The organism is Dietzia sp. IN118, from assembly GCF_032905965.1.
Classification (GTDB): domain Bacteria; phylum Actinomycetota; class Actinomycetes; order Mycobacteriales; family Mycobacteriaceae; genus Dietzia; species Dietzia kunjamensis.
Genome location: NZ_JAUMSR010000002.1, coordinates 86,437 through 99,808, shown reverse-complemented (window position 1 = coordinate 99,808; position 13,372 = coordinate 86,437). Strand labels below are relative to the sequence as shown.

9 protein-coding genes are annotated in these 13,372 nt (G+C 73.9%); 5 read left to right on the top strand and 4 right to left on the bottom strand.

Annotation, left to right across the window (positions count from 1 at the left end; genetic code table 11):
* Window positions 1–31: 31 nt before the first annotated feature.
* Entirely contained in the window at window positions 32–1,438 is a 1,407-nt protein-coding gene (locus Q2K20_RS15955; protein ID WP_269503316.1) for an MFS transporter, read from the top strand.
* Here Q2K20_RS15955 and Q2K20_RS15950 read toward each other — a convergent pair.
* From Q2K20_RS15950 to Q2K20_RS15935, 4 genes are all read right to left on the bottom strand, one after another.
* Window positions 1,373–2,614: a hypothetical protein gene (locus Q2K20_RS15950; protein WP_269503314.1), complete on the bottom strand. Its 1,242-nt coding sequence runs from the start codon at window positions 2,612–2,614 to the stop codon at window positions 1,373–1,375. The genes Q2K20_RS15955 and Q2K20_RS15950 overlap by 66 nt on opposite strands.
* A 108-nt stretch (window positions 2,615–2,722) precedes the next feature.
* Entirely contained in the window at window positions 2,723–4,006 is a 1,284-nt protein-coding gene (locus tag Q2K20_RS15945; RefSeq protein WP_269503312.1) for a glycosyltransferase 87 family protein, read from the bottom strand.
* Window positions 4,003–5,556, bottom strand: coding sequence for a CCA tRNA nucleotidyltransferase (locus Q2K20_RS15940; protein ID WP_269503399.1), 1,554 nt, complete (start codon window positions 5,554–5,556; stop codon window positions 4,003–4,005). Before Q2K20_RS15940 ends, Q2K20_RS15945 begins: the two co-directional genes overlap by 4 nt.
* Before the next feature lie 396 nt (window positions 5,557–5,952).
* Window positions 5,953–6,285, bottom strand: a complete 333-nt coding sequence (locus Q2K20_RS15935; RefSeq protein WP_067720170.1) for a putative quinol monooxygenase — start codon at window positions 6,283–6,285, stop codon at window positions 5,953–5,955.
* Window positions 6,286–6,385: 100 nt separating this feature from the next.
* On the opposite strand from Q2K20_RS15935, the gene Q2K20_RS15930 reads away from it, so the two are divergent.
* From Q2K20_RS15930 to Q2K20_RS15915, 4 genes are all read left to right on the top strand, one after another.
* Complete coding sequence (locus Q2K20_RS15930) at window positions 6,386–7,468, top strand: alpha/beta hydrolase (RefSeq protein WP_269503308.1); 1,083 nt, start codon at window positions 6,386–6,388, stop codon at window positions 7,466–7,468.
* Window positions 7,469–7,538: 70 nt separating this feature from the next.
* Window positions 7,539–8,852 (top strand): NUDIX hydrolase, encoded by a 1,314-nt coding sequence (locus tag Q2K20_RS15925; RefSeq protein WP_269503306.1) that lies wholly within the window; start codon window positions 7,539–7,541, stop codon window positions 8,850–8,852.
* Entirely contained in the window at window positions 8,849–11,479 is a 2,631-nt protein-coding gene (locus Q2K20_RS15920; RefSeq protein ID WP_269503304.1) for a hypothetical protein, read from the top strand. The genes Q2K20_RS15925 and Q2K20_RS15920 overlap by 4 nt, the downstream gene beginning before the upstream one ends.
* A complete protein-coding gene (locus Q2K20_RS15915) occupies window positions 11,476–13,347 on the top strand; it encodes a lipid II flippase MurJ (protein WP_067720174.1) in 1,872 nt (623 codons plus the stop codon). Before Q2K20_RS15920 ends, Q2K20_RS15915 begins: the two co-directional genes overlap by 4 nt.
* The last annotated feature ends 25 nt before the right edge of the window (window positions 13,348–13,372 follow it).

Here is a 13,372-nt window from a genome sequence, read left to right as displayed (position 1 = left end):
CGCTCGTGCGGCGAGCGCTACGGTGATTCGCGTGACCTCACTGTCCGCCGATCCGGTCGGCCCCCCGCGCGGACGACTGGCGGCCGCACTGCGGGAGTCGGACGGCCTCGGCCGGTTGTCCACGGCGCGCCTGGCCGCCCTGCTCAGTGAGGGGATCCATCAGGCCGCGCTGGGCGGAATCGTGCTGTTCAGCCCCGAGTCCGCGACGACGCCCGCCGCCATCGTCGGCGGGTTCGCCGTTATGCTGCTGCCGTACTCGGTCGTCGGACCCTTCGTCGCCGCCGCGCTCGACCGGTGGGATCGTCGGGTCGTCGTCGCGGTCGCGGCGCTGGTCAGGACGGTGGCCATCGTCGCGACCATCGCGCTGGTCGCCGCCGGCGCCGTGCACACGGGGGCGGGCCTGGCGATGTTGTTCGCGCTCTCGCTCGTGGCCATCGGTCTCGGCCGCCTCATCAACACCGGAATGACCGCGGCCATGCCCAAGGTGGTGCCCGACCGGATCCTCGCCGGCGCCAACTCGGTTCTGGTCACCGTGGGGTCGATCATCACGGCCGTCGGCGCGGTCGCGGCGTTCGCCGTCCTGGCCGTCCTCGGCGCCGGGGACGCCGCGGTGTCGTGGACCCTCGTGCCGTCCGTGGTCGCCGCGCTGGTGGGGGTGTGGGCGATCCTGGCGCTGCCGCGCCGGCACCTGGGACCCGACGACGACGAGCTCAGCGCTGATCCCGGCCGGGGCGTGGCACTAGATGCGCTGTCCCTGTTCGCCGGTGGATTGGCCGAGGGCGTCCGGGCCGCCCGGTCCACGGCCCTCGTGTGGGTGTCGCTGACCGGCGTGACGCTCGGCCGGGCGGCGTTCGGGATCACCACGATGCTGGCGATCCTGCTACTGCGCGACGCCGAGTCCGGCGGCGTGGGCGGCCCGGTGGTCGCCGGGATGGGCGGATTCGGACTGATGTCGGCGGCGGTGGCCGCAGGAATGGGCCTGGCCGCCGTCGTCACCCCCTGGGCCATCGCCCGTCGGCGGCGGATCGTCGTCGTGGCATCGGGCGCGGTGCTCTCGGGGGTCGCCCAGCTCGCGGTCGGCCCGACCCTCGATCCGACGGCGCTGGTCGTGGGCGCGGTGTTGATCGGTCTGGGTGCCCAGGTGGTCAAGCTCGTCGCGGACAACGCCATGCAGACCGACGTCCCCGACGCCCGCCGCGGCGGGGTCTTCGCGCTGCAGGACGCCCTGTTCAACTCGGCGTTCGTGGTGGGGATGGTCGCGGTCCTGCCGCTGGTGCCCGCCGACGGACGGTCGGTGTCGTTGATGCTGGTCCCGGCCGCGCTGTACGCCGTCGCCGCGGTGATCGCGGCATTCGTGGCCACGCGCACGAGGTCAGGAGCCGAGCCCGAGCGAACCCGCGGCGATCGAACCGCCACCGATCGAGCCACCACCGACTGAGCCCCCGCCCACAGAGCCCGCGGCGACCGAACCGCCACCCACCGAGCCTGCGCCCACCGAGCCGCCACCCACGGAACCGCCACCGACCGAACCTGCGCCGACGCTCCCTGCGCCGACCGAACCCGCGCCCATCGACCCGGCGGCAGCGGAACCCGTCGCAGCCGAGCCCGCCGCGGCGGAACCGACAGCTCCGGCGTCCCCACCGGCCGAGCCACCACCAACCGAGTCGTCGCCAATCGAGCCACCGCCGAGCGCGCCGGCGTCGATGACCCCCACGTCGAGCGATCCGGCAACCGAACCCGCGTCGATGTGCGGGAGCTCGAGATGAGGCGGTTCGAACGGCAACGCGGCGTCGAGCCGCCCGTCGCCGTTCATGTCCGCCACGGACAGCATCCCGCTGCCCGTGTCGACGGTGATGGAGCCGTCATCCTCGACGACCGGTTCCGCGGGTTCGGGAACGGTCCCGCCCTGCACCGGCGCGGGTTCCGGGGCCGGGGTGTGCACGACCGGCGGGGGCGGCGGCACCGGATCGGGTTCCGTGACCGGGGGAGTGGACCACCTGGCCGAATCCGCTGCAGCGGCCGACCCGTGGTGGATCGCGCCGATGGCATCCGACAGCAGGGCGCCCCAGTCCGGCAGCCCGCCCATCGCCTCCGAGCCGGCGGCCAGCCCGTCCGCCCCCGCGGCCAGCGAACCGCCCATCAGCGCGCCCGCACCCTCGGCTCCTGCCAGCACCGATCCGGCCGCCAGGGAGCCGGCCCCGACGGACCCCATGCCGAGCGAGCCGCCCCCCACCGACCCCGCCCCGACGGACCCCGCGCCGACAGACCCACCGCCCACCGAGCCGGCGGCAACTGATCCACCGCCCACCGAGCCGCCCCCGACAGACCCGCCGCCCACGGACCCCGCGGCGAGCGCGCCGGCTCCCCCGGCGTAGACGTTCCACACGCCGCGTCCGCCGTCATCGGCGTAGGCGGCCTGGGCGCCGGTGCCCACGTCGGTCACCACGCGGTCGGCGGCGCCGTCGAGGTCCGAGTCCCACAGGGCGTCGTCGGCGTATCCGTCGCCGTCGAAGTCCAGCCACAGCGCGTCCGCGGCACCGGTTCCGAGGGTGAGGTCGGGCTCGCCCTGCCACTGCGTCGGGTCCCCGACGCCGTCTCCGAAGAAGTAGTCCATGGCCAGAATCGTGTCCCGGGAGCCCCTGATCGGACCAGCCCCGATCCGCGATCTGTGGAGCGATGAACCGCATTCCACAGATCCCCATTCCGCCTTGACGGCGGGCGCTCAGCTGCTCGCGGTGGCCCTGACGAGCAGCGCGGGCTGTTCGGGATCGCCGCCCAGGTCGGGGCGGCCGAGGCGGGAAGCCCGGAGTCCGACGACGACGAGGAAGACCGCCGCCCAGATCAGGTAGGCGTTGCCGACGAGGTGCTCCAGCGGGCCCCAGCCGAGCTCGCGGCCCTCGCTGTGCGGCACCCACCACTGCGGCGTGCCCAGGAAGATCACCACGCCGCTGCCGGCCAGGGCGAGCCAGCCGCGCTCGTCGTCGTCGCCGTCTCGTCCCGCGCGGTCGGCCCACACCAGGGTGAGCACGACCGCGGGCACCGCCCACACCCAGTGGTGTCCCCATGACACGGGCGAGCAGAACAGGGCCACGTGACCCACGGCGACCGCGGCGGCCACCTCGTGGCCGGACCGCAGCAACCGCCACGCCACCCACGCGATCCCCAGGCCGATCGCCGCGGACACCACGAACCACGCGACCGACGCGGCGGTGTCCTCGAAGCCGAGTCGGTGCACGAACCCGTTCACCGACTGGTTGGACGTGAACGCCAGACCGCCGATCCGGGCCGGGTCGCGGATGGCGAAGGTCCAGTAGCGGGCGGAGTCGTCCGGGGTGAGCAGGTGCCCGATCCCGGTGAACGCCAGCGCCGAGACGACCGCCGTGGCCAGCCCACGCCAGTCGCGCCGCAGCACGAAGTACAGCAGGAACACCGCCGGGGTGAGCTTGATGGCCATCGCCAACCCGGTGAGGGTGCCGCCCCACCAGCGGCCGCGGCCGCGGATCACGTCGACCAGCACCAGCGCCATGAGGAAGACGTTGACCTGCCCGAACCCGATCGTCTCGCGCACCGGGCCGAACCACAGTGCCACCGCCACGATGGCTGCCGTGAGCCACCACAACTCCCGCTGCGGGCGTTCGCACGTGCGCGTGAGCACCAGGTGCACGACATAGGCCAGCACCGCGATGGTCGCCAGCGTGATCAGCGCGGACGCGACCGCCAACGGCACCAGCGTGAGCAGTGAGAAGAGCTGCGCCGACAGCGGGGGATAGGTGAACGGCAGGTGGGCGCCCTGGGCGAGCTGCGGCAGCTCGCCGTAGAGGTCGCCACCGTCGCGGAACACCTGCCCGCCGACGCGGTAGACGTCGAGGTCGATGCGGTACGGCGGGGTCTGCTGCAGCCCCGGGATTCCGACGGTGTGCAGCAGCGTGCCGACGACGGCGAGGACGGCGACGACGACCCGCGCAGCGGCCGAACCGAGGTAGCGGTCGACCGCTCCGCCAATCATGCCGGGTCGCCGTTCTGCTCGGCGGAGCCCCCGGACCCGCCGTTCTGCTGCGGTTCGTTCTGTCCCGCCCACCAGCTCAGGAGCGCGGCCTCGGCCTCATCCCGGTCGAGCGGGCCGCGGTCGAGGCGCAACTCCTTGAGATACGCCCACGCGCGACCGACATCGGGCCCCGGCTTGAGGTCGAGCAGCGTCATGATCTCGTTGCCGTCGAGGTCGGGGCGGACCCGCGCGAGGTCCTCCTTCTCCTCGATCTCGGCGATCCGCCGTTCCAGCGAGTCGTAGTTGGCCTGCAGCTTGGCCGCCCGCCGCTTGTTGCGGGTCGTGCAGTCCGCCCGGACCAGCCGGTGCAGGCGCGGGAGCAGGTGTCCGGCGTCGGAGACGTAGCGGCGCACCGCGGAGTCCGTCCACTGACCCTCGCCGTACCCGTGGAAGCGCAGGTGGAGGAACACCAGGCCGGAGACGTCCTCGATCATCTGTTTGGAGTACTTGAGCGCACGCATGCGCTTGCGCACCATCTTCGCGCCGACCACCTCGTGGTGGTGGAAGGTCACGCCGCCGCCGGGCTTGGGCGCCCGTGTGGCGGGCTTGCCCACGTCGTGCAGCAACGCCGCCCAGCGGAGCACCAGGTCGGGCCCCTCGGGTTCGAGGTCGATGGCCTGCTTGAGCACCGTGAGCGAGTGCCAGTACACGTCCTTGTGCTGCATGTGCTCGTCGCGCTCGAGCTTCATGCCGGGCACCTCGGGCAACACCCGGTCGGCCAACCCGGCCTCGCACAGCATGTTGATGCCGTCGATCGGGTAGTCGCCGAGGATGGTCTTGTCGAGTTCGGTCCGCACCCGTTCGACGGTGATGCGGTCGATCTCCCCGGTCATCTCCGCCATCGCACGGAACACCCGCGGCGCGAGGGTGAACCCCAGCTGGGAGACGAACCGGCAGGCCCTCAGCATGCGCAGCGGGTCGTCGGAGAACGACTGCTCCGGTGCGGCCGGGGTGTCCAGGACGCCGGCGAGCAGGGCGTCCATCCCGTTCAGGGGGTCGACGAACTCCTGGCGCCCGTCCGGGTGCAGACGCACCGCCATGGCGTTGACCGTGAAGTCGCGCCGGATCAGGTCACCGTCGAGGGTGTCACCGAAGACGACCTCGGGGTTCCGGGTCACCCCGTCATAGGAGTCGGCACGGAACGTGGTGATCTCGATCTGCTGCTCGATCCCGCCACCGTCCCGCTTGACGGCCGACAGCGTGCCGAACTCGATCCCGGTGTCCCACACCGCGTCCGCGTAGTCGTCGAGGATGGCCCGCACCGTCTCGGGCCGGGCGTCCGTGGTGAAGTCCAGGTCGGTGCCCAGTCGGCCGAGCACGGCGTCGCGGACACTGCCACCCACCAAGTAGAGCTCGTGCCCGGCGCCACCGAACGCCGTCGCGAGTGGGGCCAGCACGTCGGCCAGGTCGTTCATCGTGGTCTGGGCGCCCGCGAGCAACCGGACCCGGCGCGCCTCGACCTCCGCCGGGTCGGGCCGGGAACCCGGTCCGTCCTGCAACGCCGAGAACACCGCGGCGTCGTGTCGATCGGAGGCGGATCGTTCGGCGGCGGCGCTGCTGTCGGCGGCACTGCGGTCGGGGGTCGGTCTGCGGGCTGTCACGGGCCCGACTTTACCGAGTGGGCCCGACAATCCCTGACCCGCGCGCTCGGGGCCGGGCGGGATCAGCCCCGTGGGCCGGATGGGCCCGGTGTGAGCCGGGTCCACGAGTGGGCAGGGCCGCGCCGGCGGCCGGGCGGGGGCACCGCCGGCACACGCAGTCCCGGGTACACCGCCTCGCCGACCTCTGCTGCCGGAATGTACGCCGATCACCGGGTCATGCTGCGGGAATGGACCATTCGGGGCGCGCAAGTCGACAAGGCAGCGCATCCGGGCCGGATGCGCTGCCGGAATGCCCGGCGCGCCGCCTCACCCACCCGCCGCGACGACCTTCGACCACAGCGGGTCCACGGCCTCCACCTCGGGCGGGCCGCTCAGCAGCGGGCTCGACTCCTCCAGGTATCGCAGGTAGGCGGGGTTACCGAGGAACTCCTGGGCGGCCGCGGCGTCCCGGTAGTGCTGGAACACCACCATCACGTCCGGATCCACGTGGGACGCGCACAGCACATAGGCCCGGTGCCCGTCGTTGGCCTGGACGGCCTCGGGCATGTGCCGGCGCCACACCTCGATCAACTGGTCGCGACGGCCCGGCTTGGCCCGGTGTCGCAGGACCAGGGCGTGGGTGGACGGGCCAGAGCTCATACCGCGGACTCTAGCCGCGCCCGCCGCCGCGGGACCGTCCCCGGCCGCCACGAGACCGACATTCTGTCCCGTGATACAGAAGCGATCTAGAGTGACGGGTGTGTCTCGTCGTCGTCGTATATACCCACGCCCGTCACCCACCCGTCGGCGCATCGCACCGACGGCCGTCGCGCTCACGGCCGCGGTGGCGCTGACCGGCGCGGTCCACCCGCTCGCAGGCGCGCAGTCCGCCGGCGGCGTCGACACCTCCACGGCCCTCGGATTCACCACCTCGCCCCGCCCCACCGCGCCGCCCCCGGCCGACACCTCGCGGCCACAGATCCTGCGCGTCCAACCGGTCGAGGGCCGCAAGGTGCTCGCCGACGTGTGGTCCCCGTCCATGGCCAAGGCCGTCCCCACGTTCCTCCTCCTCCCCGCGAGCCCGTCGCCGGCACCGCTGTTGCTCCTGCTCAACGGCGTGGGCGGGGGAGAAGACCACGTCGGCTGGGCCTATCACACCGACTACGAGGACTTCTTCGCCGACAAACACGTCCTGGTCGCCAGCCCGGAGGGCGGCCGGTTCAGCCTCTACACCGACTGGCAGCGCGAGGACCCCGTCCTCGGCGTCAACCGCTGGCACACCTTCCTCGACTCCGAACTACCCGCCGCGCTCGCCGGCGCCCACGCCCTGAACGGCACCCGCGGCGTGATCGGCGTGTCCATGTCCGGCGGCCCGGCGCTGACCCTCGCCGCGCGGAGCCGACACCACTACGCCGCCGCCGCGTCCCTGTCCGGATTCCCCGAGGTCTCCACTCCGTTCGGTCGCGCCGCCATGACCGCCATGGTCGCGCGCGGCGGCGGCAACGTCCACAACGCGTTCGGCCCGCCGGACGACCCGGCCTGGCTCGCACACGACCCCTCCCACCATGTCGAGCGCCTCCGCGGCACCGCCCTTTACCTCGCGTCCGCCCCCGGCAACCCCGGCCCGCACGACTCGCCGGAGATCGGGTCGGCGACCTTCGCCATCGGGGCGCCGACGGAGCTCGCCGCCGACCTGGGCACCCGCCACATGGCCCGCGCGCTGCGGGACGGCGGCGTGCCCTTCACCTATGACCGCTACCCGAGCGGCGCCCACACCTTCGCCCTGTTCACCCGCGAGTTGCGGGATTCCTGGCGGGTCGTCGGTCCGGCGCTCGGGGCCTGACCCGCACGCGGCCGGGCCGCGGCGCGCCGTGGATTCCGGTCCACTCACCCCCGGCCGGTAGCATCGATGGGTGTCCGAAGCCGATCGTCCCGCCGAACCGCGCGCCAACGCGCCGCGGCGTCGTCGTGCGCGTCGGCCCGCCGGACCCGGCGCCGCGGGACGCGACGCCGCAGGTCAGAAGCGGGACAGCGCTGCCGCGAAGGGGTCCGACGGCCAGCGCAGCGCGCAGGGCGACAAGCAGAAACCGGCGCCCCGGGACGCCGGGGGCGGCGGTCAGAAGCCGGGTCAGAAGTCCGGCCAGGGGGGCCAGTCCGGGCCCACCGGCTCCACCGGCCCCTCCGGCGACGGTCAGTCCCGGCAGGGACGGCGTCGCCGCCGCGGCGGACGCGGTCGGCGCGGCGGTCGGGGACAGGGCCGCGCACCCGAGAACCAGAATCAGCCGTCGAGCCCCGACGCCACCCACACGGTGAAGACCGGCGACGGCACCGCCGGCGCCACCTCCCGCCAGGCCCCCCGTCACCCGCGTCAGCCCGGCCGGTCCAAGTCGGGCGGCGGTGGCCAGGCGAGCTCCACCAACACCACCCGCACGTCCGGGCCCGCGAAGGCCGGCGGCGGCACCGGGTCCAAGACCGGCTCCAAGGCCGGTGGCAAGGGCGGGTCCAAGGCCGCGGCCAAGACCACCAAGCCCGGCACCCACCAGGGCGGCAAGGCCGGCGCCAAGAACGCCCGCGGCGGTCGCGGGGGCGCGCGGCATCCCCGCGGTGGCCAGCGACTCAAGACGGTGCTGGAGACCTCGGCCGGCGGCCTGGTGGTCCGGAACCTCGCGGAGGCGGGGAAGGGACCTGAGCCCGACCTGTCCCGGCTGGAGGTCGCCCTCATCGGTCGGCTGGACCGCCGAGGCCGCATGCTGTGGTCCATGCCGAAGGGGCACATCGAGCCGGGGGAGACCGTCGCGGAGACGGCCCGGCGCGAGGTACTCGAGGAGACCGGTGTCGACGGCACCGTCCTGGCCCCGCTGGGCACCATCGACTACTGGTTCGTCGCCGAGGGCCGGCGCATCCACAAGACCGTCCACCACCACCTCGTCCGCTACGACCACGGCGAGTTGTGCGACGAGGACCCGGAGATCACCGAGGTCGCCTGGTTCGCGTTCGACGACCTGCCCCGGCGCCTCGCGTACCCGGACGAGCGGCGACTGGTCGAGTCCGCCCGCACCCTGCTCCCGGACTTCGCGCGCGCCGAACTGGCCGGCGACAATCCCCCGCCCGCCGACGCGCAGATGGTGGACCCGTCCCGCCGGGCGGACGGCCCCGAGCCGGTCCGCCGCACCGGGGCGCACGGCGTCACCCCTCGCGACCACGCGCCGGAGGAGTCCGGGCCGTGACCGGGCGGCCGGTTGGGCGCGCAGTCCGGGCGGTCGTCCCGACGGCACTGTGTGCGGCGCTGGCGTTCGTCCCGCTGTGGGGTGTCCAGCCGGCCGGCGCGATCACCCCCGCGGAGGCCGCGGCGGCCGGGTACATCCCCAACCCGGCGCCGACACTGGCCCGGATCACCATCGACGAGATCTCCCCGACCGTCCTCGACGGGGCGGGGGGCCCGGGCGGGGCGGGTGGCGGGGGCCGGGTCGCGGTCGGCACCGAGTCCGGGGTCCCCGTTGTCACGGTGTCCGGCACCATCACCAACGTCGGCGACATCCCCCTCGAGTCGGTCGACGTCCGGCTCCAGCGCGGGCCCCGCGCCGCCGACGCGGAGGCGGTGCGCGAACCGCTGGTGTGGTCCGAGCCGTCGTTCGCGGTCCGCGGCGAGTTCCTGCGGGTGGCCGAGACCGTGGCGCCGGGGCAGTCCGTGCCGTACCGCGTGTCCATGCCGGCCCGGGAGATCCCCGGCGACCCGGCCCCTGACCTGCAGCTGACCGAACCCGGCATCTATCCGCTCCTCGTCAACGTCAACGGCACCCCGGAGGGCGGGTCGCCCGCGCGACTCGACGACGCCCGCACCCAGTTGCCCGTGCTCGAGGCGCCGCAGCCGGCGGCCCTACCGGGGATCGACGACGACGACGAGGTGGTCGCACCCGGGCCGGCGGACGGGCGGGGCCCGACTCCGGTCCCGCTGACCATGATGTGGCCGCTGGCGGCGGCACCCACGCGGATCGCGACGGTGCCCGGAGCGGAAGGCCCGGACCCGGTGGTCGCGTTGACCGACGACTCGCTCCTGCGCGAGCTGTCCGAGGGCGGTCGGCTCACCGGGCTGGTCCGGGCGGCCGACGACGCGTTCGACGGGCCCGGCGGGCAGGACCTGCGACAGGCGGTGTGCCTGGGCGTGGACCCGGAGCTGCTGGGGACCGTGTCCGAGATCGCCGACGGCCGCGCCGTGCTCATCGGGAACGGCACCGGCGGCGACGACGGGGGTTCCTCCGGGCGGAACCGCGGCGGCCGGGAGGACCCGGAGCGGTCCGCCCCCGCCGATCCCGGGGCGGTGGAAGCCGACGCCGAACGCTGGCTGGACGAGCTGCGGGCGCTGGCCGAGGGCACCTGCGTGGTGACGCTGCCGGCCGCCCAGGCCGGCCTCGAGGCGGTCGGCGCGGTGGGGTCCACCGAGCTCACCCGGGCCGCGCTGGACAGCGACGATTCCGTGGAGCGGATCCTCGGGGTGTCCCCGATCCCCGACGTGTTGGTCCCCGCGTCCGGGACCCTGCTGCCCGGCACCGCCGAGGCACTGGGGGAGCCCGGCGCCACCGCCGTGGTGGCGACCCCGTCGACGCGGACCGACACCGGTATCGTCCCGCCCCCCGGGATGGTGGGGTTGGCCGGGACCGACGGCGGACGCGCGCTGACATACTCGGCGCCGATCGGGGCGGCCCTCGCCGCGACCGGGTCCGCGCCGGAGAACCCGCGCTATTCCGACCCCGACACCCGGTACTGGCTGACCGCCGACTCCGCGGCGGCCCGACTCCAGAACGCGAGGGCCGCGCTCCTCGCGCCGGTCGTGGACGCCATCGACGCCGGGCCCGCCCCCATCGCCCCGCTCGAGGCCGCCGGCGCGGCCGGCGCCGGGCCTTCCGCGGGCACCGGTCCCGCTGCCGACACCGACCCCTCGGGCCCGTCCGACGGTCAGGGGGTCCTGGCCGTGCCGCCGCAGGTGTGGAGCGTCGACGGCGAGGCCGCCGGCTCGCTGCTGGAGACCCTCGGCGCCCAACTGGCGGCGGGGAGGATGCGCGCGGTGCCGCTCACCGAGCGCCTGGCCGGACCGGTCACCGTCCCGGACGGATCCCTGGCGGACGACCCCACGGGCGCCGTCGACCCGGGGGCCGTGGACCTGGCCGGGGTGGACCGTCGCGTCTCCGACGCCCTGCGGGGGATCGGCACGCTGCGGTCACTGGTCGACGCCGCCGATCCCACCTCGGCGGACGCCGAGGGCCACCTCGACCCGATGATGACCGAAGCCCTCCGGGCCCTGTCGGAGACCGGCCGGCGGGCGGGGGGAGACGGCACGTCACCCGGGTCCGGTTCCGGGGCGGACGCCCGCGCCGCCACCGCCGAGCGCCTCGACCGCCTCGAGCAGACGGTCTCCCGCTCGCTCGGCAGGGTGGACCTGCTGCCGCCCGGCAGCGTGTTCACCATGGCCAGCCCCAACAGCCCACTGCTGCTGGTGACCCGGAACGCGTTGCCGTTCCCGGTGCGCGTCGGCGTCACCGTCACCGCGCCGGACGACATCACGGTGGAGCCGGTGGGGGTCGTCCAGATCCCGGCCTCGGGGTCGCGGACCCTGCAGGTGCCCACCCAGTCCGATGCCGAGGGCGGCGTACGCCACACCGTGGCGTTCGTCCTCGAGGGTCCCGACGGGCGCCCGCTGTCGGAGCCGGTGGAGCTGTCCGTCCAGACCGGTGGCTACCCGGTCGCCCAGGCGTTCGCGTTGGCCGCGGCCGCCCTCGCCCTCGTCCTCGGGGGCCGGCGGTACCTGCGCTACCGTCGGGGCATCCTCGACCCCGCGGACGAAGGGCACCGACCGTGAACGACGAGCAGGGGTCCCCCGGACCCGAACTGCGCAGACCGGATCCCGGCCTCCGCGGCCGACGCCGTGAGGCGGGCAGTTGCGTGCTGCCGGGCCCGGCCTCCCCGCCGCCGGTCGCCGACTCGTTCATCCCGGACGCCGCGCCCGCGCCGTCGATCGAGCGGCCGATCGCGCGGCCGATCGCCCCGACCCCGGAGCGGTCCGCAGCGGGCCCGGCGACGCCCGGCGGGGGGACCGGGGCACGGAACCGCGACTCCTCCGACGCGTCGGTGATGCGCTCGACGGGATCGATGGCCGTGGCCAACCTCGCGAGCCGCATCACCGGGTTCGTCCGGATGATCCTCATCCTCACCGTGCTCGGCCCCGCCGTGGCGTCGGCCTTCAACACCGCCAACACGCTGCCCAACATGATCACCGAGCTCGTCCTGGGTTCGGTGCTCACCGCGATGTTCATGCCGCTGCTGGCCAAGGCCGCGCAGGAGGACGAGGACGGGGGCGTGTCCTTCATCCGTCGCCTGCTCACCGTGACCTCGGTCCTGGCACTGGGGGCGACCGTCGTGGCGGTGGCGTGCGCGCCGCTGCTCACCGAGCTCAACCTGGGCGACGGCGAGGTCAACACGAACCTGGCCACCGCGTTCGCGTTCCTGCTGCTGCCGCAGATCTTCTTCTACGGCGTGTTCTCGGTGATGCTCGCGATCCTCAACTACAACGGTGTCTTCCGTCCCGGGGCGTGGGCGCCGGTGTGGAACAACCTGGTGGCCATCGCGACACTGGTGCTGTTCGCGGTGGTCGGCAGCGGCATCGACCCGGCCGCGCCGGTCAACCTGCTCAGCGCGCCCATCCTGCTGTTGGGCCTGGGCACCACCCTGGGCGTGGTGCTGCAGGCGGCGGTATTGGTGCCGGCCCTGCGTCGCGCGGGCGTGGACCTGCGCCCCCAGTGGGGTCTGGACCCCCGCATCAAGCAGTTCGGCGGGCACGCCGTCGCCGGTGTGACCTATGTCCTCATCTCGCAGGTCGGTCTGGTCATGACCAACCGCATCGGGTCGGCTGCGGACGAGGCCGCCATCGCCATCTACCAGACCTACTGGCTGCTGTTGCAGGTCCCGTACGGGATCATCGGCGTCACCCTGCTCACCGCCATCAACCCCCGCCTGGCGGACAACGGGGTGGCCGGCCGCAACGACGCGGTGGTGCGGGACATCTCGCTGGGGACGCGGCTGTCCCTGTTCGGGCTGCTGCCGATCATCGCGTTCATGACCGCGTTCGGCCCGACGATCGCCACCGGCCTGTTCCGCTACGGGAACTTCGACGCCGAGAGCGCCCAGGTGCTCGGCCTGACCCTGACCTTCGGCGCGTTCACGCTGGTGCCCTACGCCGTGGTCCTGCTGCAGCAGCGGGTGTTCTACGCCCGCGAGGACTACTGGACGCCGACGGCGATGATCCTCGCGATCACGGTCGTCCGCGTGGTCCTGTCGCTCCTCGTCCCCGTGGTCGCCGACCAGCGGTCCCACGTGGTGATCGGCCTGGCCCTGGCCAACGGCATCGGCTGGGTCGTCGGCGCCGTCGCCGGGTTCGTCCTGCTGCGGTCGAAACTGGGGTCCCTGCGTGGTCGCGAGACCCTCCGGTCGGCCTCGTGGACCCTCGGCGCGTCGATCGTCGGCGCCCTGGTCGCACTCGCGGTGGACACGATCCTGCCGATGGACGCCCTCACCGACGCCGTCGGAAGCATCGGGTTCGTCCTGCGTGCCGGTGTCGCCGCCGTCATCACCCTCGCGGTGACCGGTCTGATCCTGTCGCGGTCCCGGTTGCCGGAACTCGACTCGATCACCCCCGTTCTCCGCGGACTCGTGGGGCGTCTGAGGAGATAGTCGAATCCACGCGGGGCCGGTACGT